Source organism: Kitasatospora sp. NPDC001683, from assembly GCF_053596495.1.
Genome location: NZ_JBSFGK010000083.1, coordinates 13583 through 35574, shown reverse-complemented (window position 1 = coordinate 35574; position 21992 = coordinate 13583). Strand labels below are relative to the sequence as shown.

Annotated in this window: 21 protein-coding genes and 1 pseudogene; 3 read left to right on the top strand and 19 right to left on the bottom strand. The window is 70.2% G+C overall.

What is annotated here, in order from left to right; translation table 11 throughout:
* Window positions 1-138 precede the first annotated feature (138 nt).
* On the bottom strand, window positions 139-1275 hold the full coding sequence (gene proB / locus ACWCYO_RS32070) for a glutamate 5-kinase (RefSeq protein WP_270146990.1): 1137 nt from the start codon (window positions 1273-1275) through the stop codon (window positions 139-141).
* A 311-nt stretch (window positions 1276-1586) separates the two neighbouring features.
* On the opposite strand from proB, the gene ACWCYO_RS32065 reads away from it, so the two are divergent.
* Complete coding sequence (locus ACWCYO_RS32065; protein WP_449786172.1) at window positions 1587-2387, top strand: hypothetical protein; 801 nt, start codon at window positions 1587-1589, stop codon at window positions 2385-2387.
* Between the two features lie 81 nt (window positions 2388-2468).
* Here ACWCYO_RS32065 and obgE read toward each other — a convergent pair whose 3' ends face one another.
* From obgE to ACWCYO_RS32040, 5 genes are all read right to left on the bottom strand, one after another.
* Complete coding sequence (gene obgE / locus ACWCYO_RS32060) at window positions 2469-3947, bottom strand: GTPase ObgE (RefSeq protein ID WP_270146987.1); 1479 nt, start codon at window positions 3945-3947, stop codon at window positions 2469-2471.
* A 119-nt stretch (window positions 3948-4066) separates the two neighbouring features.
* The gene (rpmA, locus tag ACWCYO_RS32055) at window positions 4067-4324 is read right to left on the bottom strand and encodes a 50S ribosomal protein L27 (protein ID WP_030058248.1); all 258 of its coding nucleotides are present in this window, start codon (window positions 4322-4324) and stop codon (window positions 4067-4069) included.
* A 14-nt stretch (window positions 4325-4338) separates the two neighbouring features.
* Window positions 4339-4656, bottom strand: coding sequence for a 50S ribosomal protein L21 (rplU, locus tag ACWCYO_RS32050; RefSeq protein ID WP_030233759.1), 318 nt, complete (start codon window positions 4654-4656; stop codon window positions 4339-4341).
* A 230-nt stretch (window positions 4657-4886) separates the two neighbouring features.
* Window positions 4887-8390, bottom strand: coding sequence for an Rne/Rng family ribonuclease (locus tag ACWCYO_RS32045; RefSeq protein WP_449786171.1), 3504 nt, complete (start codon window positions 8388-8390; stop codon window positions 4887-4889).
* Between the two features lie 436 nt (window positions 8391-8826).
* Window positions 8827-9588, bottom strand: a complete 762-nt coding sequence (locus tag ACWCYO_RS32040; RefSeq protein ID WP_270146985.1) for a TIGR03936 family radical SAM-associated protein — start codon at window positions 9586-9588, stop codon at window positions 8827-8829.
* Window positions 9589-9927: 339 nt separating this feature from the next.
* Here ACWCYO_RS32040 and ACWCYO_RS32035 point away from each other — a divergent pair, with 339 nt between their 5' ends.
* Complete coding sequence (locus tag ACWCYO_RS32035; protein ID WP_449786170.1) at window positions 9928-11541, top strand: recombinase family protein; 1614 nt, start codon at window positions 9928-9930, stop codon at window positions 11539-11541.
* Window positions 11542-11612: 71 nt separating this feature from the next.
* Here ACWCYO_RS32035 and ACWCYO_RS32030 read toward each other — a convergent pair whose 3' ends face one another.
* The 9 genes and pseudogenes from ACWCYO_RS32030 to ACWCYO_RS31990 all read right to left on the bottom strand — a co-directional run bounded on the left by ACWCYO_RS32030 (window position 11613) and on the right by ACWCYO_RS31990 (window position 16281).
* Window positions 11613-11774 (bottom strand): hypothetical protein, encoded by a 162-nt coding sequence (locus ACWCYO_RS32030; protein ID WP_449786169.1) that lies wholly within the window; start codon window positions 11772-11774, stop codon window positions 11613-11615.
* Complete coding sequence (locus tag ACWCYO_RS32025; protein ID WP_449786168.1) at window positions 11771-13225, bottom strand: replication initiator; 1455 nt, start codon at window positions 13223-13225, stop codon at window positions 11771-11773. The genes ACWCYO_RS32030 and ACWCYO_RS32025 overlap by 4 nt, the downstream gene beginning before the upstream one ends.
* 161 nt (window positions 13226-13386) lie before the next feature.
* Window positions 13387-13581 (bottom strand): hypothetical protein, encoded by a 195-nt coding sequence (locus ACWCYO_RS32020; RefSeq protein WP_449786167.1) that lies wholly within the window; start codon window positions 13579-13581, stop codon window positions 13387-13389.
* A pseudogene (locus ACWCYO_RS32015) lies at window positions 13581-14087 on the bottom strand (FtsK/SpoIIIE domain-containing protein); the annotation flags it as partial. The gene ACWCYO_RS32020 and the pseudogene ACWCYO_RS32015, both read right to left, overlap by 1 nt.
* 374 nt (window positions 14088-14461) lie before the next feature.
* A complete protein-coding gene (locus tag ACWCYO_RS32010; protein ID WP_449786166.1) occupies window positions 14462-14755 on the bottom strand; it encodes a hypothetical protein in 294 nt (97 codons plus the stop codon).
* Window positions 14756-14916: 161 nt separating this feature from the next.
* On the bottom strand, window positions 14917-15204 hold the full coding sequence (locus tag ACWCYO_RS32005) for a hypothetical protein (RefSeq protein WP_449786165.1): 288 nt from the start codon (window positions 15202-15204) through the stop codon (window positions 14917-14919).
* Window positions 15201-15515: a hypothetical protein gene (locus ACWCYO_RS32000; RefSeq protein ID WP_449786164.1), complete on the bottom strand. Its 315-nt coding sequence runs from the start codon at window positions 15513-15515 to the stop codon at window positions 15201-15203. The genes ACWCYO_RS32005 and ACWCYO_RS32000 overlap by 4 nt, the downstream gene beginning before the upstream one ends.
* A 152-nt stretch (window positions 15516-15667) precedes the next feature.
* The gene (locus ACWCYO_RS31995; RefSeq protein WP_449786163.1) at window positions 15668-15820 is read right to left on the bottom strand and encodes a hypothetical protein; all 153 of its coding nucleotides are present in this window, start codon (window positions 15818-15820) and stop codon (window positions 15668-15670) included.
* Window positions 15817-16281: an ATP-binding protein gene (locus tag ACWCYO_RS31990; RefSeq protein ID WP_449786162.1), complete on the bottom strand. Its 465-nt coding sequence runs from the start codon at window positions 16279-16281 to the stop codon at window positions 15817-15819. Before ACWCYO_RS31990 ends, ACWCYO_RS31995 begins: the two co-directional genes overlap by 4 nt.
* A gap of 175 nt (window positions 16282-16456) precedes the next feature.
* On the opposite strand from ACWCYO_RS31990, the gene ACWCYO_RS31985 reads away from it, so the two are divergent.
* Entirely contained in the window at window positions 16457-17710 is a 1254-nt protein-coding gene (locus ACWCYO_RS31985) for a tetratricopeptide repeat protein (protein WP_449786161.1), read from the top strand.
* Window positions 17711-18424: 714 nt separating this feature from the next.
* Here ACWCYO_RS31985 and ACWCYO_RS31980 read toward each other — a convergent pair.
* From ACWCYO_RS31980 to ACWCYO_RS31965, 4 genes are all read right to left on the bottom strand, one after another.
* Window positions 18425-18808 (bottom strand): hypothetical protein, encoded by a 384-nt coding sequence (locus ACWCYO_RS31980; protein WP_449786160.1) that lies wholly within the window; start codon window positions 18806-18808, stop codon window positions 18425-18427.
* Between the two features lie 225 nt (window positions 18809-19033).
* A complete protein-coding gene (locus tag ACWCYO_RS31975; protein WP_449786159.1) occupies window positions 19034-19570 on the bottom strand; it encodes a hypothetical protein in 537 nt (178 codons plus the stop codon).
* 44 nt (window positions 19571-19614) lie between these two features.
* Window positions 19615-21375 (bottom strand): alpha/beta hydrolase, encoded by a 1761-nt coding sequence (locus ACWCYO_RS31970; protein WP_449786158.1) that lies wholly within the window; start codon window positions 21373-21375, stop codon window positions 19615-19617.
* A complete protein-coding gene (locus tag ACWCYO_RS31965) occupies window positions 21376-21693 on the bottom strand; it encodes a hypothetical protein (protein WP_449786157.1) in 318 nt (105 codons plus the stop codon).
* Window positions 21694-21992 lie beyond the last annotated feature (299 nt).

Sequence of the window (21992 nt, the reverse complement as noted above, 5' to 3'; positions counted from 1 at the left end):
CACCAGTCCGACCAGCACCAGCCCTGCGGCGACCGGAAGCCAGACCCAGCCGCCCGCCGACTCCCCTGCCCCCCTCCCGGTACGGAGCGGCCCGCCGACCGCACTGCGCCGTCCGGCCGGTGCCGGCCGGACGGCCGGTCAGCCGCGCAGAACGACCAGGTCGTCGCGGTGGACGACCTCGCGCTCGTACGCGGCGCCGAACTCCTGGGCCAGGTCGCGGGTGGACCGGCCGAGCAGGCGGGGCAACTCCCTCGCATCAAAGTTGACCAGTCCGCGAGCCACGATGTGGCCGTTTTCGGCAAGAAGGTCCACCGGATCACCCGCGGCGAACTCCCCGTCGACCTTGGTCACCCCGGCCGGCAGCAGCGACGCGCCACCGGAGACGACCGCCTCGACCGCGCCCGTGTCCAGGTGCAGGGCGCCGCGCGGGCTGCTCGCGTGGGCCAGCCAGAGCATCCGGTCGGAGGTGCGGCTGCCGGTGCGCAGGAAGAGCGTGCCGGTGGGCCGCCCGGCCAGCGCGTCGGCGGCGTGGCTGGCCGCGGTGAGCACCACCGGGATGCCCGCGCCGGTGGCGATCCGGGCCGCCTCGACCTTGGTGACCATGCCGCCGGTTCCGACGCCCGCCTTGCCGGCGCTGCCGATCTCGATGCCGTCGAGGTCGTGCGGGCCGCGCACCTCGGCGATCCGGCTGGTGCCGGGACGGGCCGGGTCTCCGTCGTAGAGGCCGTCCACGTCGGAGAGCAGCACCAGCAGGTCGGCCCGGACCAGGTGGGCGACCAGCGCGGCCAACCGGTCGTTGTCCCCGAACTTGATTTCGGCGGTGGCGACGGTGTCGTTCTCGTTGACGATCGGCATCGCGCCCATCGCCAGCAGCTGGTCCAGCGTCCGGTACGCGTTGCGGTAGTGGGCGCGGCGGCTGGCGTCCTCGGCGGTGAGCAGCACCTGGCCGACCCGGATGCCGTACCGGGCGAAGGAGGCGGTGTACCGCGCGACCAGCAGTCCCTGGCCGACACTGGCGGCGGCCTGCTGGCGGGCCAGGTCCTTGGGCCGCCGGTCCAGGCCGAGCGGGGCGAGCCCGGCGGCGATGGCGCCGGAGGAGACGAGCACGACCTCGGGGGCGTCCGGGCGGCTGCGCACCTTGGCGAGCGCGTCCACCAGGGCGTCGACCCGGTCGGCGTCCAGGCCGCCGGCCGCCGTGGTGAGTGAGGAGGAGCCGACCTTGACCACGATCCGCCGTGCGGTCAGCACCTCCTCCCGCAGTGAGTCCTCGCTCATCTCGCTGTACGCCCTTCCGGTGTGGTGCGGTCACGGCGGGCCGGGCCCGGCCGTCATGCCCGAAATCTACGCGATCCACGCAGGTCACCCCCAAGGTGTTTCACCGACTGGACCCGGCCTGGTCACGGGCTCGCCACAGCCCGGCCGGCAATCCGGATGGCTGGTATGGTCCCTGACCGAAAGCCAGATCGGGGGACGGCTTCTTGCCCGCTGTACCCACTCGTCTTCGACGTTCCTGTCACACGGGGCGGCGCCGCACTGGGCAGGCCGGCAACGGTTCGCGGTCGCGCGCCCGGGAAGAAAAGCGCACCATGCGTTCGTACACCACGAAGCTGACCGTCGCCGCGCTGGCGGCGGCCACCGCCTTCTCGCTCGCCGCCTGCGGTCCGGACAACTCGGACCCGGCCGGCACGGGCGGCGCCACCGGAGCGGCTCCGGCCCAGACCGGCGCGGCCACCGGCGGCGCGGCCGGCGGTTCGACCGCCGCCCCGTCGGGCGCGGCCACCGACGGTGCCGCCTCGGGCGGCGCTGCCACCGGTGGAGCCGCCACCGGTGGGGCCGCGACCGGTGGCGCGGCGACCGGTGGCGCGGCGACCGGCGGTGCCGGTACGGCCGGCGCGGCGGGCGGCGGCGCCGGCGGCGGCGGCAAGATCCCGCAGGCCCCGACCGCCGTGAAGGTCGGCCAGTCGGCCACCGTCGACTTCGCCGACAAGACCTCCAACGTCGCCGCCAAGCTGCAGATCACCGTCACCGGCATCGAGGTCGGTTCGCTGCAGGACCTCACCGCCGCCAAGGTCCCGACCGCCGGACTGGAGGGCCGCACTCCGGTCTACGTCAGCTACACCATCAAGAACCTCGGGGAGTCCAGCCTCTCCTTCACCGCCCCGAACTCGAAGTTCGTCATCTTCGACAGCACCGGCAAGACGGGCCTGCCCACCATGAGCGCCGCCACGCCGATGCCCAAGTGCACCGCGGCGAAGTTCCAGGGCGTCACCAAGGGCTCCGAGACCAAGGGCTGCGACATCTTCACCATCGCCGGCGGCACCCCGGCGGCGGTCGGCTACACCGACCTGACCGACCTGCTCAAGCTTCAGGCTTCCTGGGCGAAGTGACGCCGCGTCACCCGTGAACACGGGAACGGCCCCCGCCACCTCGACAGGTGGCGGGGGCCGTTCCCGTCAGGCGGGACCGGTTCAGTAGTCCTCGTCGTCGCCCTCGATGGCGGACTGCCGGCCGCTGGAGAGCGCCTCGAAGGCGAGGAACTCGGCCTCGGCCGCGTCCCGCCCCTTCTGCTTCTCGCGGCGGCGGTCGACCGCCGGGCGCGGGCTCTCGAAGCGGTGGTCCTCACCGCGGCGGCCGAGCATCTCGGCGCCGGCGGCCATGGTCGGCTCCCAGTCGAAGACGACGGCGTTCTCGTCGGGGCCGATGATGACGGTGTCGCCCTCGTGCGCCCCGACCTTCCACAGCTGCTCCTCGACACCGAGGCGGGCCAGCCGGTCGGCGAGGTAGCCGACGGCCTCGTCGTTGGCGAAGTCGGTCTGGCGGACCCAGCGCTCCGGCTTGACGCCGCGGATGCGGTAGGCGCCGTCCTCCTCGGTGATGGTGAAGCCCGCGTCGTCCACGGCCTTGGGCCGCAGCACGATCCGGGTGGACTCCTCGACCGGCTTGGCGGCGCGCGCCTCGGCGACGATCTTCGCCAGCGCGAAGCTCAGTTCGCGCAGGCCCTTGCGGGAGGCGGCGGAGACCTCGAACACCTGGAAGCCGCGCTCCTCCAGCGAGGCGCGGGTGAGGTCGGCGATGTCCTGGCCGTCCGGGACGTCCACCTTGTTGAGCGCGACCAGGCGCGGCCGGTCCTCCAGACCGCCGTACTCGGCGAGCTCGGCCTCGATGGTCTCCAGGTCGCTCAGCGGGTCGCGGCCGGGCTCGAGGGTGGCGCAGTCCAGCACGTGCACCAGCACCGAGCAGCGCTCGACGTGCCGCAGGAACTCCAGGCCGAGGCCCCGGCCCTGGCTGGCGCCCGGGATCAGGCCGGGCACGTCGGCGATGGTGTAGACGGTGTCGCCCGCGGTGACCACGCCGAGGTTGGGGATCAGGGTGGTGAACGGGTAGTCCGCGATCTTCGGCTTGGCGGCGGAGAGCACCGAGATCAGCGAGGACTTGCCGGCGCTCGGGTAGCCGACCAGGGCCACGTCGGCGACGGACTTGAGCTCCATCACGATGTCGCGGGCCTCGCCGGGCTCGCCGAGCAGCGCGAAGCCCGGGGCCTTGCGGCGGGCCGAGGCCAGCGCGGCGTTGCCGAGGCCGCCGCGGCCGCCCTGGGCGGCGACGAAGCTGGTGCCGTGGCCGACCAGGTCGGCGAGCACGTTGCCCTTGCGGTCCAGGACCACGGTGCCGTCCGGCACCAGCAGGACGAGGTCCTCGCCGTCGGCGCCGGTGCGGTGGCCGCCCGCGCCGGGCTTGCCGTTGGTCGCCTTGCGCTTGGGCGAGTGGTGGTACTCGAGCAGGGTGGTGATCTGCGAGTCCACGGTGAGGATGACGCTTCCGCCCTCCCCTCCGTTGCCGCCGTCCGGGCCGCCGAGCGGCTTGAACTTCTCCCGGTGCACGGAGGCGCAGCCGTGGCCTCCGTTACCCGCGGCGACGTGGAGTTCGACGCGGTCCACGAAGGTGGTCATGAGGTGTGCCTCCAGTGCGGATTTGTCTGCTTGCTGTTGCGTAAAGCCGAAGGGTGGACCGGAACATTCCGGCCCACCCTTCAGTGTGAGTCTGGTACGACTCGCGAGTCCGCTGGGACTCAGGCCTCGACGGCCACGATGTTGACGACCTTGCGGCCGCGACGGTTGCCGAACTGCACCGCACCGGCGGTCAGCGCGAACAGGGTGTCGTCGCCACCGCGGCCGACACCGGCACCCGGGTGGAAGTGGGTGCCGCGCTGGCGGACGAGGATCTCGCCGGCGGAGACGACCTGGCCGCCGAAGCGCTTCACGCCGAGGCGCTGGGCGTTCGAGTCACGGCCGTTGCGGGTAGAGCTTGCGCCCTTCTTGTGTGCCATATCTCGCTATCCCCTTACTTGCTGACCGAGTCGATGCTGGTGATGCGCACCGCGGTGTGCTTCTGACGGTGACCCTGACGACGGCGGTAGCCGGTCTTGTTCTTGTAGCGCAGGATGACGATCTTGTCGCCCTTGGTCTGGTCGACCACCTCGGCGTGAGCCTTCACGCCGGCCAGGACCCACGGGTCGGAGGTGACGGCGTCACCGTCGACGACCAGGATGGTCGAGAGCTCCACCGAGTCACCCGGCTTGGCCTCGATACGGTCGATCTCCAGCACGTCGCCGACGGCGACCTTGTGCTGGCGGCCGCCTGCGCGAACGATCGCGTACATGCGGTACCTACTTTCCCAACTCGGTCGGAACTCCCGACGCCAGCCGCCTGGGTACGGACACAGGGGCCTCTTCCCGACCGCTCCGCGCTGGGCGCGGGACTCTCGGGAAGGTGATGTGCTCGGGAGCGCGGCGTAGACACGCCGATGGTCAAGAATACGGACCGGCCGCCGCTGGGGCAAACCGGCCCGTACGACCCGGGGCGGGAGGGTACCCGCCCCGGGCGTGGGCACTACTCGGCCGCCGTATCACCCTCGGCGGCCGCGGCCTTCTTGGCCGCCGCGCTCGTCCGCTTGGTCGCGGTCTTGCGGGCGGTGGTCTTCTTGGCCGCCGCGGTCGTCTTCTTGGCGGCGGTCTTCTTCGCGGCGGTCTTGCGGGCGGCCCGCTTCTTGGGCGCCGGGGCCTCCTCGGCGGGCGCCTCCTCAGCGGGAGCCTCGGCGGCGGGGGCCTCGGCGGCGGGGGCCTCGGCGGCCTCCTCGACCACGGCCTCCGCGACGACGACCTCCTCAGCGGCCTCGGGCGCAGCCTCGGCGGCGGCCTGGGCGGCAGCCTCGACGGCGGCTTCGGTGGCCGGGGCGGCGGCCGCCAGGGCCGCCTCCAGGGCCGCGTCGGCCTTCGCCTGCAGCACCACGATCTCGGCGGCCTGCGGCGCACCCGCCGGAGCCGTCGCCTTGCGCACCGCGCGGCGGCGCGGACGGCCGGCCGGAGCGGCGGCGGGGGCCTCGGCCACCGGCGCCTCCTCGGCCTTCGGCGCCTCGACCACCACGGTCTCGACGGCCGCGGCCTCGGCGGCCTCCGCCTCGACGCCCGGGACCTCCAGGGCCAGCTGGCCCTCGATCTCCTCGCGCACCGGCTCGGCGGGCTCCACGACCGCCTCGACGACGGCCTCGACGGCCTGCGGCTCCTCGTGGGCCGCGCCGCCCTTGCCCCGGCGACGGCGCTTGCCGCCGCCCGGGCCCGCCTCGGCGGCCGCGGCCACCGGAGCGTGGACGTGGGCGCTCGGCTGCTCCATGTGGACGATCACACCGCGGCCGTTGCAGTGCACGCAGGCCTCGGAGAAGGACTCCAGCAGGCCCTGGCCGACCCGCTTGCGGGTCATCTGGACCAGGCCCAGCGAGGTGACCTCGGCCACCTGGTGCTTGGTCCGGTCCCGGCCCAGGCACTCCAGCAGGCGGCGCAGCACCAGGTCGCGGTTGGACTCCAGGACCATGTCGATGAAGTCGATCACGATGATGCCGCCGAGGTCGCGCAGCCGCAGCTGGCGCACGATCTCCTCGGCCGCCTCGATGTTGTTCCGGGTGACCGTCTCCTCCAGGTTGCCGCCCTGGCCGACGAACTTCCCGGTGTTGACGTCGATGACGACCATCGCCTCGGTGCGGTCGATCACCAGCGAACCGCCGCTGGGCAGCCAGACCTTGCGGTCCAGCGCCTTCATCAGCTGCTCGTCGATCCGGTAGGTGGCGAACACGTCCACCTCGGAGGTCCACCGCTGGAGCCGCTCGGCGAGGTCCGGGGCCACGTTGGAGACGTACTCGTGGATGGTCTTCCACGCCTCGTCGCCGGAGACGATGACCTTGGTGAAGTCCTCGTTGAAGATGTCGCGCACGACCCGGACGGTCATGTCCGGCTCGCCGTACAGCAGCGCCGGGGCGTTGCCGGTCGCGGCCTTCTTCTGGATGTCCTCCCACTGCTGCTGCAGGCGCTGGACGTCGCGGGTCAGCTCCTCCTCGGAGGCGCCCTCGGCGGCGGTGCGCACGATGACGCCCGCGTCGTCCGGGACGATCTTCTTGAGGATCTGCTTCAGGCGGGCGCGCTCGTTCTCGGGCAGCTTGCGCGAGATGCCGGTCATCGAGCCCTCGGGCACGTACACCAGGTAGCGGCCGGGCAGCGAGATCTGGCTGGTCAGGCGGGCGCCCTTGTGGCCGATCGGGTCCTTGGAGACCTGCACCAGCACGGACTGGCCGGACTTCAGCACCGACTCGATCCGGCGCGGGCCGCCGTGGCCCAGCGCACCGAAGTTGACCTCACCGGCGTACAGCACCGCGTTGCGGCCCTTGCCGATGTCGACGAACGCGGCCTCCATGGACGGCAGCACGTTCTGGACCTTGCCCAGGTAGACGTTGCCGACGTACGAGGTGGCCTGCTCCTTGTTGACGTAGTGCTCGACCAGCACGCCGTCCTCGAGCACGCCGATCTGGGTGCGCTGACCGTTCTGGCGCACCACCATGACGCGCTCGACCGACTCGCGGCGGGCCAGGAACTCGGCCTCGGTGATGATCGGCACCCGGCGGCGGCCCAGCTCGCGGCCCTCGCGGCGGCGCTGCTTCTTCGCCTCCAGGCGGGTCGAGCCCTTGATGGACTGCACCTCGTCCGGGTCGAAGGACGGCTCGGTGGAGCGGCGGCGCGGCTCGCGCACCTTCACCACCGTGCGGACGCCGTCCTCGGTGGTCTCGGCGGTCTCGACGGCGCCGGCCTCGCCGCTGCGGCGGCGGCGACGGCGGCGACGGCGGGACGAGGACAGGCCGGAGGCCAGCTCGTCCTCCTCCTCGTCCTCCTCCTCGGCGACGGCCCGGGCCGGCTCCTCGACGGCGGGCTGCTCGGTCTCGACGGCCTCGGCGGCCTCGAACTCCTCGGCCTCGCCACGGCGACGGCGACGGCCGCCCCGACGGCGACGGCGCGACGGACGGCCGTCCTCCTCCCACTCGCCCTCGGTCTCCGGACCGGCGGCGGGGGCCTCCACGGCGGGCGCCTCGACGGCCGGAGCCTCCACGGGGGCCTTGGCGGGGGCCTTCACCGGCGCCTCGGCGACCGGCTTGCGGCGGCCCGGCTCGACCCGGGTGCGGACCCGACGGCGGCGGCCGACACCGCTGTACTCGTACTCGTCCTCGTCCCCGCGCTCGGCGGCGGCCGGGGCCTCGACCGGCGCCGTGACGGCGGCGGGCTGCTGCGGCGCGGTCGGCGCGACGTAGGGCGCGGGCTCCTGGAAGACCGGGGCCTGGAAGACCGCGGTGGCCGGACGGACCGCGCGGCGGCGCACCCGGTGGTGCGGCTCGGCCTCGGCGGCCGGAGCGGGGGCCGGGGCCGGGGCGGCGGCCGGCTCGGCGGCGGCCTCGACGGCCTCCTCCTCGGCGGGCTCCTCCTCGACGGCGGGCTCCTCGGCCACCGGCTCCTCGACCGGGGCCTCGACCACCGGCGCGGCCTCGACCACGCGACGGCGGCGGGTACGGCGGGCCGGCGCGGCCGGGGCCTCCTCGGCCACCGGCTCGGCGACGGGGGCCTCGGCGGGAGCGGCGGCCTCGACCGCGGGCTCCTCGACCACGGGCGCCTCGACCGGGGCCTCGGCCTTCTTGCGGGTCCGGCGGGCCCGAGCAGGCTTCTCCGCCTTCTCCTCGGTCTTCGTCTCCTCGGTCTCCGGCGCGGTGACCACGATCGCGGTCTCCTCCGGCGCACCCGCCGGGGCCTCGGCCCGCTTGCGGGTCCGGCGGGCCCGGACCGGCTTCTCCGCCACCGGGGCGGCCTCGGCCGCCGGGGCCGCGGCGGCGGGCGCCTCGTGCGCCTCGGCCGGCAGGACCGTCTCGGCCGCCTCGGCGGCCGCACCCTGCGGGGTGCCCGCCGGGCGGGACACCGCCCGGCGACGACGGCGCGGCGGCGCGGCGGGCGCGCCCTCGCCACCGGTCACGGCGGTTCCGTTCTGTTCCGTGGCCGCAGACTGCTGCGGATCGGTGTTATCGAGCATGCGGGTGGATCTCCCGTCAGGCCCCCGGGCTCCGCATCCGGGCACGGCGCGGCACCAGTGGGCGGCCGGCATCGCGACGATGCTCGGGCCGGACCCTTTGACGGTGCCGCCGTGCGGACGCGAGGCCGCACAGGGGCTCGTAGTCTCGCTCGGCGCCCCACGCTCGGCGGGGTGTCGAAAAGTCTTCTGGTCTGACCAGTCTTCTGAGGTTTTCCCAAGCTGAGCCGTCCCCCAACCCCGGGTGGCTCCCGGACGGGGCCCCGGGCCCACCGACCGTCCTGGTCGGCGGACCCCGAGTGGCCGGCCTGTGCTGCGACGACGCTCGCTCCCCTGGGGAGCCGCGGGAACCCTGGAGGTCCGTCGGATCCAGTGAGGCACTGGACCCGGCCTCCGCCCCCTAGGCGGACGCGGTAGCGCGCGGCCCGGCGGCCGTTTCTCAGCCGGCCGGGGCCGCGGCGCGGTCGAGCGCCAGCGGGTCGGTCACCGTGCCCGACTCCTCGTCGAGCGGCCCCTGCGCCAGCCTGGTCACCTCTGCGGGGACCGGCGGCGCCAGGTCGGCCGTCGCACGGAGACCGGACAATACGTCGTCGGGTCGTACGGCGGGTGTGGCGTGTCGTACTACCAGGCGCAGTATCGCACAGGGACGGCCGGTCCGAACATCGCGGTCGGTTCCGGCGGCCGTGTCCGTACCACCGTCGACCTGCGGCTCGACGGCTTCGAGCGCCGCCACCGCACCGCGCGCGTCGAAGACCCGTACGCCGTTCTTGGTCCGGCGCTCGACCTCGACCTTCTCCTCGGCGAGGAACTTCCGGACCGCCTGAACCGCCTCGGCCGGCTCGACGCCGTCCAGGCGCACCAGCCACTCGGAGGCCTCCAGGCGCTCCACGAAGTTCGGCGTCCGGACCTCGACCGCGTCGATCACGTCCAGACCGGCGGGCAGCGACTCGTCCAGCTGCGCCCGCAGCTGCTCGGGGTCGCGCACGGCGGCCAGGCCGATCTCCAGGTACTCCGCCTCGCTCGCCACCCCGGTCGGGGCGGCGTTGGCGTAGGACACCTTCGGGTGCGGGGTGAAGCCGGCCGAGTAGGCCATCGGAACGGCGGACCGGCGCAGGGCGCGCTCGAAGGCGCGCTGGAAGTCACGGTGGCTGGTGAAGCGGAGCCGGCCGCGCTTGGTGTAGCGGAGACGAATCCGCTGCACCGTCGGCGCGGGCGGCGGACCGTCGGGCGTACGGCGTGCCAGGGTCGCTCAGTCCTTTAGTCAATTGTCCCCGTCCGGCGCGGCGCGTTCCCGCCACTGTCCGGACTCTGTCACCTCAAAGGGTACGCGCCCCGCCGCCCCACTCGCTCCGCCCCTGGTCAGCCCGCTACGACCGACCCCCGCCCGGAACACTCCGGACGGGGGTCGAAAGCCCTGCGCCGCCTACTTGTTGACGACCGTCAACGGCAGCAACTTCTTGCCCGTGGGGCCGATCTGGATGCTCGTCTGCATCTGGGGCCATATAGACACAAGGGCAAAACCGCCCCTAGCGTCTCCGGCATGGGGAAACGCAGCCGCACGGCCTCAGCAGCCGCTCAGAAGGCCTACACCGTAGAAGCTGAATGGACCGCCGCAGATCTGGCCCAGCTTGAGGAGCTGAAGAGAGCCGAGACCACCCTTCCGAACGACGCTCCCCGGGCTCTGCTGTCGGTCCGGTTGTCCGTACTGACGGAAGACACGACCTCCCCCGTACGCCAGGAACTCGACCTTCGCAGGGAGGCGCTGAACCGGGGCTGCCGCGTCGTCGGCGTCGCCAGTGACCTGAACGTCTCAGCCACGAAAGTGCCGCCGTGGAAGCGGAAGCAGCTGGGCGAATGGCTGAACGACCGGGCGCCAGAGTTCGACGTGCTCCTGTTCTGGAAGCTCGACCGCTTCATCCGCCGGCTGTCCGACCTGAACACCATGATCGACTGGGCGCTGAAGTACGGGAAGAACCTGATCTCCAAGCACGACTCGATCGACCTGACTACGGTCGTCGGCAAGATCATGGTCACGCTGATCGGCGGCATCGCGGAGATCGAGGCGACCAACACCAGTACTCGCGTGGCGAGCCTCTGGGACTATGCCAAGACACAGAGTGACTGGCTGGTCGGCAAACCCACCTACGGCTACACGACGGGGGAGGACGAGAACGGGAAGGTTGTCCTCTACATTGACGCCGACGCCTACAAGGCTCTGCACTGGTGTCGGCGTCTGGCCCGTCGGGGCGTCTCCGCGACACGGATGGTCACGCTCATGAAGCGGTCGAAGCTCATGGGTGAGCGCTTGACGACCTCGACGCTTCTCAGTCGCCTGCGGAACCCCGGCTTGATGGGGTACCGGGTTGAAGTGGAGACTAAGGGCCGCGCTCGTCGCTCCAAGCAGGTCCTGGACCAGCGCGGCATGCCGATCAGGGTGGCAGAGGGCATCTTCACCGAGGACGAGTTCAACGAGCTGCAAGCGGACCTGGACAAGCGCAGCAAGAAGCAACCGGCGCGGCAGCCGGGCGGCGCCACGAAGCTCCTCGGCGTTCTGATCTGCGTCGACTGCAAGAGCAACATGACAGTCAAGAAGACCAGCAACCAGAACGGCGACTACGCCTATCTGCGGTGCCAGAAGTGCAAGAGCGGCGGCCTTGGCGCCCCGAACCCCGAAGAGGTCTACGCCACGGTCGTGACCGACGTCCTCTCCGTCCTCGGCGACGAGCCCGTTCAGGTTCGGGAGTACGCGCGAGGCGCCGAAGCCCGCGCCCAGGTTAAGCAGCTGGAGGAGTCAGTCGCCTACTACATGAAGGAGCTTGAGCCGGGGGGACGCTATACGAAGACGCGGTTCACTCGCGAACAGGCTGAGACGACCCTGGACAAGCTGATCGCCCGACTCGACCAGATCGACCCCGAAACCACAGAAGACCGGTGGGTCAATGTCGCCAACGGCAAGACGTTCCGGCAGCAGTGGGAGGAGGGCGGTATCGAAGCCATGTCGGCCGACCTCCTGAGGGTCGGTGTTCGGTGCGAGGTCACCCGCATCAAGATCAAGGGCCAGCGCGCACCCCAGGTGAAGCTTCGGCTCATGATCCCCAAGGACTACCGGGACCGCCTGATCATCAAGGAAGACCACTTCGCGAGCAAGCTCTGACGCGGATAGTCGACCGACGACGGGTCCCCGCATAAGACAGCCCCCGGCATTGAGGCCAGGGGCTGTCTCCGTCAGTGCCTGGTGGGGTCGTACGGCTCCTCATTGCCTTCATCGTCCACGATGACGATCTCGCTCTCGATGATCGAGGCTCGCGCCTGCGTCGAGGCACCCACCAGCTCGACAGGGCTTACCGACGGACCGACCGTACCCGGCACTGGGAGGAGAGCGGTCACGAGACCTCCCCACGCTCGACGAAGCGGCTCGCATCTTCGCGGGCCATCTCACGGTTGGTGGCAAGGTCTTCGGCGATGCCGACGGCGATGAGGGCTTCGGCAGGGGTGTGGCCGGTCCCGGCGAAGCGCCAGGCGGAATCCGTGGTGGTGTCGGTGTCCCAGTCGGCGTACAGGTCTCGGACGCCGGCCAGGGCGCGGGCGTGTTCGGCGCGGTCGGCCCGAAGCTGTCCGTAGGTGGTGGAGTAGGCGTGAGTCTTGGTGAGGCAGTCGCCCCGGTAGCCGAGCATGTGGGCCCAGGTACGTAGGCGCAGGAGTTGCAGTTCGGGCAGGCCGCCGAGGCGCCAGGCGGTGGCGATGAGGGCCCGGACGTGGGGGTTGACGTGCAGCGCCCGTATCTCCGCGAGGGACGTGATGCGGCGGTCGACGGCGCCGGCGGTTTCGGCGCTCTTACTGGTGTACTTGGCGACATAGGCGGCGACCGCGTCGTCCGTGAGCCGCCCGCCGTCCCCGTTGGTGAGCGGGTGGGCGTCGAGCTGGGTGCCGAAGCTGAGCTGCCCGCCGCGGTAGGCCGCCGTGTCGGGGCAGGGCAGCGCCACCGCAGCGGCAGCCGAGTAGACGCTGTCCAGGAGGAGATCCGGGGTTGCCCAGGGCGGGGGCGGGGAGGTGGGCCCGTCGGGGCCGTCGAAGCGGATGACGGCGTGGAAGTGGACGGCGCCGCGCTTCTGGTACTCGGCAACCTTGGTGGCCGAGACCCGAACGAGGGTGCGCACCTCCGACCGGCCGACGCCCGACCGGGCAGCGACGTGGTGGTACAGGTTGTCCCGGAAGGCCTTCCACAGCGCCGGGGCCATGGCGTTCCACAGGACGTGGCCCGGGTAGTCGTAGCAGTCAGCGCACAGCGGCTGTCCGATGAGCGGGTCCCCGTCGGGATGGGGCCGGCCGCAGCCGTGGCGGCCGCCATGTTCACAGCGCCGGCGCCGGACCGGGTGGCAGTCGCCCGCTCGGTGGACCGGGCCGAACGAAGGGGCGGTCAGGGTGACGAACAGCCGCGGGTGCGTCCGGACCGTTCCGGGGATGCCCTTACCGCCGATGAGGCCGGAGCGGACCAGGTGGAAGGTGTCGCCGCTGTGCTCACGGGAGCAGGACGGGCAGCGGGTGGCCCGGCGGTTGCGGCAGCGAACCGCGAGCCGGCCGCCGGGCTCGGCGGCGGTCGAGTAGTGGCGCAGGACCTCACCGGTGGCAGCGTCCAAGGTGGTGGAGTAGCCGGTGAGGTAGACCGGTTCGGCGCAGCCGCCGGTGGCGCGGATCTGCTCCAGCCAGCGGTTCAGGTCCGGCATCTCACCAAGGCGAACCAAATCCCGGTCGATGGGCGGGAGTTGGCGCAGCCGCGCCTCCCGGTTGAGGAGGGCGCGGCGTGCGGTGGGGTCGTTGTGCGGGTTGGTGTGGGTCATGGTGGGTGTCTCCAGGGCCAGGGTTCGCCGGGCCCCGGCCGGGCCATGTGTGTGGTGGCTCGGCCGGGGGTGGCGTTGGGGCGGGTGGAGCGGGTCCGGCGGGTGGGGATGGAGCGGCCGCCGGTGGGGGTTGGGTGGGCTGGCATGGTGATCACGCGCTTTCAGGTGGTGGTGTGGGTGAGGCCTTGGACGAGCCACATCACGGCGTAGACGACGGGGTCGGCCCATCCGATGCGGTCGAGGAAGATGCCGAGGACGCCGACGAGGAGGATGTGCCAGAGCTTGAGTTCGCCGGAGCGGAGCAGGAGGTAGGTGACGAGGGCGAGGACGGCGGTGAGAATGAGGGCGGTGGCCATCAGAGGTAGACCCCTTCGTCTGCCAGCTGCAGGCCGGGCCAGGCCGGTGCGAGGCGGGCGTGCTTCTGGGCCGTTCGGCGGGCCTGTTCGGGGGTGACGTGGATGGAGCGGGCCCTGATCCACTGGCCGTCGGTGTCGGCGGTGATGGCGACGCCTTGTTCTGCGAGAGTGATGCGCTGGGCGGCGTCCAGGGCGTCCTTGTTGAGGTCGCCGAGGGCCATCTCCGCCGTGCCGGGGTCGCTCACCCTGTGGCAGACGCGGCCGGCCAGCTGTGCGCGTAGGGCGGTGACGCCGGGGCCGAGGTCGGAGCCGACCCGCTGTCCGGCGATGACGAGGTGGACGCCGAGGGCGGCGCCGAGCTGGGCGAGGCGGAGCAGGTTGGTGGAGATCTCGCCGACTTCGGCCTTGTCCTCGCGCGTGGCCATCAGGTACAGCTCGGCCACTTCGTCCACGATGACGACGATGGGTGTTTTGCGAAGCTTGGCCGGGAGGTCCCAGATCAAGCGGCGGCGCCTTCGCGCCGCCGGGCGGCCCCAGCCGCCCCGGCCGGGCATGCGGCCTTGCGGCCGTTCCGGGCCGGGCGGCTGGCCGCCCGCGGATGCAGGGCCGGTTGAAGGCGAAGGCACCCAGGCCGTTCGCTGCCGCGCGGTGGCTGGGGTGGCCGGCCGAGGGAGGCTTTACGCACCTTGCCGCGCCGGGGCCCGCGTCGGGCAAGGACGGGGGGCCACTCGGCCACATTGCGGTCAGGCCCAAAAGCCCTGACCGAGTTCGCAGCAGCTTACGGCCCCCCGACCATGCCCGACCCCAACCCCGCAAGGACACCGCCCAAAGCCTCCCCCAACCGGCCACGCGCGCACCTCCCCCGCCGACCGGCCCCCAGTCAGGCCAGCTCGCGGCGCACGTACGCGGCCAGGCAGAGCAGTTCCTTCAGGCTCAGCCAGCCCTCCGCTACACCCTCCAGCCGAACCACCGGGCCGCCGAGGGCATCGGTATCGGCGACCGCCCGCAGCTGCGTGCGCTTCACACCGCACACCGCAAGCAGCGCGTTCAGCTCATCGGCTTCCCGGCGCGCCACCCGCCACCCGGCCGCGTAGTCCACCCCCGGTACCCACACCCACGAGTCCGGGTCGAGGCTCGCCGCCAACTCCGCACCGAAGTCGTCGTCCCCGTCCAACTGCGCTTCAACTCCCCTGCTCAAGAACCGAACCGGCCATCCGTGCACAGACATGCCGAGGAGCCCGATACCATCGGCACCGGGTTCCAACCCACCGGACCACCCCTCTCCCGCCAAGGTCACGGGGTGGTCCGGCACGTCTTCAGTTGTCCCTGATCAGGTCAGATGCGGTCCCGCGTCGACTCCTCGCAGCCAAAGATCCGCCGGAACAGCTCCGCCTCGCTCAGGCCGATCAGCGGGTCATCAACTCCGGTCTCCTCCCGCCAGATGCGCCGCATCAGCAGCGATCGCTGGTCGTCGGCGAAACCGGGTTCGTCGCACCACGCCATCACGTCGTGGTGTGCGGCTCGGCGCCCCGGCGAGACAGCCCGCACCGTCCAGGAGAACTGGCCGTCCAGCAGCCACCAGGTCCAGGCCCGGTACCACCAGGCCCGCAGCTGCCGAATCACCGCTGCTCCCCGGGGCCTGCGGAGTACAAGCGGACCACAGTCGGGGTCAGGTCGAGGAAGGCCAGGGCCCGCACCTCCCCGTGCGTCGCGAGCCGGTGACCGATCGACTGCACCTCCGAAGGCCCGAACACCTCCGCGAAGTAACCCTGCTGGTCCGGGCTGAGCGACAACGCGTTCAACGTCTTCAGGAGCGCGGCCATCGCGTCCGGCAACCTGCTGAACCGCGCGGGCGCTGCCACGCCTCGCACTTCCACGATCACCGGGAACGGGTACGGCGCGTTCGCCATGTCTGTGTGCAAGGTGTCCGTCATGACCTTCCCTTCCTCCGCGCTCGGTGCTTGACCGCCGGACCGCTCAGCTTTCGTTCCACGACTTCCAGTTCCACCCGCACCCGCACCGAGGGCCAGCCGAACCGGACCACCTCGCCGACGAGCGCCGACGCTCGCAGCCACGGGAACAGCCTTCACGCCGGCACCTCCCCCACGCGGCGCGGGTGCCGACTGTGGACACCGACCGTCCGACCGTTGACGACGATGTACCGGGTCTCGGCCTTCAGCAGCCCCGCCCCGCAGTAGAAGCACCGGGTCTCCGCCGCCCCGGACGCCCGCTTCCTCACGTCGCACCACCTTCCGGGCCCACCAGCGCCCAAACGATCTTCCCGATACCTTCCGGACGAGGCATGAAGCCCCACTCCACGGACAGGGCCTCCACCAGGAACAACCCCCGCCCCGACTCGGCCTCCATACCCATGGACCGCCGGATCGCGGGCTTCTCGCTGCTCGCGTCGTGCACCTCCAGGCGGAGGTGATCGAGCACCATCTCGAAGCGGATACCGATTCGCCGCCCCTTCGGCACCCGGGCGTGCGTCACCGCGTTGGTCACCAACTCGCCGAGCACGGCCTGAGCGTCACCCACGAGGGCCTCCCCGCCGGGCACACCTGCAAGGAAGTCACGAAGGTGAAGCCGGGCCACTCCGGCGGACTTGCGGTGGCGGGTGAGCATCGCCTCGAACGCGACTATCGCGCTGTCCGACTCAGGCGACTCAGCAACGCCCATGGGCTCTTCCAAGCTGATCAAGTGCACCACCCTCCCGGTGCCCAAAGGGGAGGCCGAACCTGGACGTTCCGGCCCTTGACACCAGGTTGCCGAGAGGGAATGCGGACTTCGTACCCAAGCTGATTACCCACTGTGGGTAAACTCACAGGTAATCAACTTCCTTGCAGTGACTGCCGGATCAACAGCGGGGGCAGTGGTGACCGAGGCACGCGTTCCGGACCGGCTCCCGCCGAGCCTGCTTTCCAACCCCGAGATGATCACCGCCTGCCGAAAACGAGACTTCGCCACCGTGTTCAGGCTGCTCAAGCTGGCTGGGATCTACCCGTCGCTCATCGCTCGGGCGTGCGACATGACACCAAGCCGAGTCGGCGAGGTCATGGCGGGAAAGCCCAAGATCGAGAAGATCGATCTCATCGAGCGAATCGCAGACGGGCTGCATATCCCCGGGCGCATGCTCGGGTTGGCCTCCCGGGAATGGGAGCAGGAAGCACCAGCCCCACAGCTCCGGCACCGAGCACCCGAGCCGTCCGCCGGCGGGCAGAGCCTCAGCGCACCGATCGACCCCGAGCTCTTCGTCAGCCATCTGCGCGGCGTCATGCCCAACCACTACAAGGCTGCCAACCTGCTCGGTTCTCGCCACGCGCTCGACGCGGTGACACGACACGTCCAGTTGCTCGACCGCCTCCAGGAGAACGTCGACGGCCGCGCACGAGACGAGCTCCTCACCATCGGTGCCCGCACGGCGGAGTTCCTGGGCTGGTTGAACCAGGATCTCGGAGACTTCGACCAGGCCCTGTACTGGTCGGACCGTGCCATGGAGTGGGCGCAGGAGGCCGCGGATGACGTCATGGCCGCCTACGTACTCTTCCGCAAGAGCAACCAGGCCACCGCTCAACGCAACGCGCAGAAGGCCGTCAGCCTTGCCCGCGCCGCTCAACGGTCGGCCGGCGCCACACTGCGCATCCGCGCGCTAGCTGCCCAGCAGGAGGCCCAGGGCCACGCGCTCATGGGTAACCCTCGCTTCGCACAAGCCAAGTTCGATGAGGCCCACGAACTCGCCGCCGAACCGGATGACTCGCACGCAGACGACGCGCTTGATCTCGCGTACTGCACACCGACCTACATCGAGATGCAGCGCGCGAACTGTCTGATCGAACTCGGCGATCCACGAACGGCCGTCGACATGTTCGAGGCCGAGCTTCAAATCCTGCCGCCGATCTACCGTAACGACCAGGGCGTGTACCTCTCACGGCTGGCGCGCGCCTACGCGGTGTCCGGCGAACCGGAGCAGGCCGCCGCCGCAGCCGACCGGGCACTGTCGATCGCCATCGACACCGAGTCCGCCCGAGCCATGTCCGAACTGTCCGCAGCAGGCAACGCCCTTCAGTGCTGGAGAGCTGTACCCCAAGTAGCCACATTTACAGGCCGTTTAGCCCTGATGCAGCGCTGAGTGGCCGAGCCTTCATGAACCCTCCGCGCGAGGAGCTGGAATATCAATGGCACACCATAAAGCGGCTGACCTGAAGGAATTCTCCTATCTCCGGGACGGCTCAGAGCCCGGATGGATCCTCTGCCAGGGCAAGATCGTTGATATCCCAACGAACTTTGACCGGGTCCCCCCTTCGAGGGCCCGGATGTACGAGCCGTCGGCGGCGCAGTCGTCAGGCCCAGAAGGCCTGCCCGGCGAAGTTCGGCCAGCAGCGTGGGGTGCAGGCGAGGCCAGACGCCGGCTGCGGTCCAGTCCCACAGCCGGCGCCACGCCGTCACGCCCGAGCAGCCCACGACCTCAGGGGTCAACCCGCCAGGCCACAGCAGTTCGCAGCACGTACCCGATGCCCGCGAGCGCCGCTCGATCCGACACACGCAACCGGCCCGGGTAGCAATGCCTACATCCGGGAGCAGGCGGCACGAAGCCACACGCTCCCACAGATCCTCCCGAACAAGATCGACAGCCACTCGAACACCCTGGCCGAGCAAGATCGCCGCGCACCCGGCCCAGTGCTCAACTCATTCTGAAACGATCAGTTAGGCAGATGCCGGCTCCAGCCGCCCCCACTCGTCATTCGTCAAATCGCATCGCCCCACCCCACGACCAGAACAACGATCCGACCAAATGAAGGTCACATGATCCACCGGACGGGACCGAACCGGACCTCCTGACGGATCAGCGCGACCAGTACGGGTCCTCGGTCAGTGTCACCGCTTCGGTGATCGATCCGTCAGGGGCCCCACTCGGACGGGTGAAGGGCGAGTTTCGGAAGTACTGACCCAGGTCGACCTGGACGGTCGCCCGTCCGTCTGCCGAGATGTCCAGCTCCAGCTCACTGCCGTCCCCGGTCGTGGCCTTGACGGTCGACGCCGACCCCGCGGGACGCGTCGTCGAGTAGCCAAGCTGCTTCCAGCGGGCCTCAACCCGGTTCGACAACTCGACGGCTCTGGCTGGCGAGATCCGGGTCACAATCTGGCCGGTCTCGCTGATGTGGTATTTGTCCACCTCGTCGTTGAGCCCGGTGTCGTACTGCTTGGAGTGGATCAACCCGTAGGCCATCCGGACCGGTGGTTCGATACCCGCCGTGGCGCTCTCCAGCGCATCCAGCAGGCAGTGCCGGCCTGCTGGTCAGCCTGTTGGGCCGAGGCGGCTGAAGGCCCATCGGAGCACCTCTTGGTCGACGCGGGTGCGGCCGGTGCTGGTGGTGACCACCATGGCCAAGTTCTCCGCCTAGGCAGTTCGCGGTGTCGGCGGCGGCTGAAGTCAGGCGCCGCCGACACCGGTTCAGTGGGACCAGTACGGGTCTTCGGCCATCGTCGGCGCTTCGGCTGGCGATTCGGTGGGGGCTCCGCTTGGGCGGGTGAACGGGGAGAGATGGACGTATGGGCCCAAGCTGATGCGGACGGTTGCTCGTCCGTCGGACGAGATGTCCAGCTGAATCTCGCTACCATCGATTGTCGTGGCCTTGACAGGAGGTGCTGCCTGCGTGGAACGAGTTGTCCGGTAACCGAGTTGCTTCCATCGGGCCTCGATCTTGTCCGACAACTCGACGGCCTTGGACGGCGAGATCCGGGTCACGATCTGGCCGGTCTCGCTGATGTGGTGCTTGTCGACGTCGTCGTTGAGCCCGGTGTCGTACTGTTTGCCGACTATCGGGCCGTAGGCCATCCGGACAGGCGGTTCGACGCCAGCGGTGGTCGCCTCCAGCATTCCGTCGAGTTTCAGCACCCCTTCGCGCATCGGCATGTTTGCGGGCTGACGTACGTCCCACCAGCCGTAAGCGATCCAGCCGATGAACGCCGTCAACAGCAGCACGCTCACACCCAGCACTCGCAAGCAACTGCGGCGCACGCCGCCTTCCCTGCTCATCGGGGCGGTACCGTCACGACTCGGTTGCCGTGACCGCTCACAACCTGGGCGATGGCCTGCAGGGATTCGTTCGGTTCGATGGTCCCGTCGGGGTGGCGGACGACCACCGAGGTCTTAGTCCCGTCTGGGTTGTAGGCCTCCTCCTCGCGAGCGTCGAAGTAGTTGGAGTGCGCCGGGATGTCACCCCAGACGGCGCCCCACCAGCCCTTGTCAGGCCCGTCCGGAGCGCCGAACCGCTTCGCTCCGAAGGCAGCACTGGCTGGGTCTGTACCGAACCAAAGGGTATTGGGGTCGGTGGTGCCGTCGGGGAGCTGTGCCACCTTGTCGTTCTTGGCCGCGGCCGCGAAAACGTGCCCGTCCTGGACACCGAGGTCGGAGGCCTTGCCGACATCCATCCCCGGGCTGCCGATGATCACCACGTCATCGGAGTACAGGCCGCCTGGCTGCTTGGACGCCTCGCCGGCGGTCAGGGAGCCATAGCTGTGCGCCACCGTCGTGACATGGGCGGGTACCGCGCCCTCGTGCGTGGCACGCAGGCTCTGCATGAACGCGCTGTACGTCTTGCCGCCCGCCTTCGCATTATCCGTGCCCGTGACCTTGAGGTCATTGGTGGGGTCGTTGCCGTCGATGTTGATCTGGGGCGCGTCATAGTCGAGCCAGACGATGGATGCGTTCTTCTTCGTCGGGTCGTTCTGGGTGGCCGCGTCGTAGATGTTGCGCGCACGCTGGACGTCGTTGTTGACGAAGTGCCCGTCGAGCCTGGTGTTAAGGCCCGGCACATACGCCGATACGTTGTCCGCAGTGTCCGGATTGCCGTAGGAGACGATCGCCCGACCGTGGGACTCCATGCCGACCCCGAGAAGGAACATCGGAGGCTGCTTGGTCCTGGGGTCGGTGTCGTTGAGATGGGCGCCGTTGGCGGCGAGCTTGTCCCGGAGCGCCTTGAGGCCCTCCAGCTTGCTGTCGTCGTAGCCCGACCGGTGCGGCTTCTCCTCCAGGTACTTGATCATCCCGTCCAGCTGCGCCCGGTTGGCCTTGTCCCGCACCTCGGCGGGGATGCCGTTACGACCGCCGAGCAGGTCGGGGTGCAGGGTCAACATCTTCTGCTGCTCGTCTGGGGTCAGCCCCTTCCACCAGGCGTTGACCTCGGCTGCGGTGGCGTCCTTGCCTGGCCACCCGAGGCTCCTCAGCCCCTCGTCAAGAGAGTTGACGGCGTCGAGCTGGATCTGCGCGGCCTCGGGGTTGAGCCCGTCGAAGGTCGCCAACTGCGCGATGGCGTTGAGGCGTAGCGCGACCTTCTGATCGACCGCGTCCGCCTCGGCTATCGCCTTGCTGATCCGCTCGGCCAGGGCACTGGCCCTCTTCGGGGCGTCGTAATCGGGGTCGTTCTGCTCCGCCTTACTCGGCTTGGGATACGTGACCGACCCGTCGGCGCCGACCGTGAACTCCGCCTTCCGAGCCTCCGCCAGCGCTTCGGTGAGCTTGGACTGCGCGAGCTCGAACGCCTCGGCGGCATGGCGCAGCAGCGCGCTCGTCGCCTGCATCGCCACGTACGAGCCGTCCAGCGCGTTGTTCGTCTGCTTCAGCTTGCTGCTCGCGGCCTTCCCGGCGGTCCCCGACCAGTTGGTGCCGACCCAGCGGGAAGTCTCCTTCACCGCCTCGAAATGGGCGTGGTTGGCCTTCCCGAGGGAGTCGTAGGCGTTGGCGAGAGCGGCCAGACGCGAGGGCTGCGCGTTTTCCAGCTGGTACAGATCCATCTACCGGCCCCCGTAGACCAGGCTCTTGTGTACGGCGTCATCCACGCCGTCATAGTTGTCCGCCGCGGTGATCATGTTGTTGCCGTTGTCGCCGATGTCCTTGGCGAGTTGGCGCTGCCCCTTCTCCCACGCCTCCGTGCACGCCGTGATCGCGGCGCCGGAGAGCCAGCCGCTCAGACCGGTCGCAGCCTCGTCTGAGGGCTTGTGCACCCGGGCCAGTTCGGCCGGCATCTGCTCCGCGATGTCATGGCACTGCTTTCCGACCTTCGACAGGCCGTTGGTATCCACCTTCACCGCGTCGTCGCTCTTACCGCTCACTCGTCACATCCAGTACGCATGGGATCGATTGCTCCGTTCGGAGTCGATCGAACCAGGAGTCAGATGATCGCACCAGAGTACGAATACTCAAGTGTCGCGAGATACGACGGGCGACGTGGACACCTCCTGCATGGCGTTCACTGAGTTCGGGGACTGCCGCGGCGTGGTCCTCGAAGTTGACGCCTGCGTGTTCGTCGACACCCACGAGCGGCTGCTGCCAGCGCGGGTGGTCGTGTTTGGCTTTAGGCGGCACCAAGCAGCCCTTGGGTCCACCTCACAGCAACTCAATGGACCCTCTC

What these genes read in the sequence shown, in the direction of transcription:
- rpmA (WP_030058248.1), bottom strand. Translation starts at nt 4,324, where the DNA reads ATGGCACACAAGAAGGGCGCAAGCTCTACCCGCAACGGCCGTGACTCG.
- ACWCYO_RS32035 (WP_449786170.1), top strand. Translation starts at nt 9,928, where the DNA reads ATGGGGAAACGCAGCCGCACGGCCTCAGCAGCCGCTCAGAAGGCCTAC.
- ACWCYO_RS32020 (WP_449786167.1), bottom strand. Translation starts at nt 13,581, where the DNA reads ATGGCCACCGCCCTCATTCTCACCGCCGTCCTCGCCCTCGTCACCTAC.
- ACWCYO_RS31980 (WP_449786160.1), bottom strand. Translation starts at nt 18,808, where the DNA reads ATGGCCTACGGGTTGATCCACTCCAAGCAGTACGACACCGGGCTCAAC.
- proB (WP_270146990.1), bottom strand. Translation starts at nt 1,275, where the DNA reads ATGAGCGAGGACTCACTGCGGGAGGAGGTGCTGACCGCACGGCGGATC.
- ACWCYO_RS31970 (WP_449786158.1), bottom strand. Translation starts at nt 21,375, where the DNA reads ATGGATCTGTACCAGCTGGAAAACGCGCAGCCCTCGCGTCTGGCCGCT.
- ACWCYO_RS32025 (WP_449786168.1), bottom strand. Translation starts at nt 13,225, where the DNA reads ATGACCCACACCAACCCGCACAACGACCCCACCGCACGCCGCGCCCTC.
- obgE (WP_270146987.1), bottom strand. Translation starts at nt 3,947, where the DNA reads ATGACCACCTTCGTGGACCGCGTCGAACTCCACGTCGCCGCGGGTAAC.
- ACWCYO_RS32065 (WP_449786172.1), top strand. Translation starts at nt 1,587, where the DNA reads ATGCGTTCGTACACCACGAAGCTGACCGTCGCCGCGCTGGCGGCGGCC.
- ACWCYO_RS32000 (WP_449786164.1), bottom strand. Translation starts at nt 15,515, where the DNA reads ATGACGGACACCTTGCACACAGACATGGCGAACGCGCCGTACCCGTTC.
- rplU (WP_030233759.1), bottom strand. Translation starts at nt 4,656, where the DNA reads ATGTACGCGATCGTTCGCGCAGGCGGCCGCCAGCACAAGGTCGCCGTC.
- ACWCYO_RS32045 (WP_449786171.1), bottom strand. Translation starts at nt 8,390, where the DNA reads ATGCTCGATAACACCGATCCGCAGCAGTCTGCGGCCACGGAACAGAAC.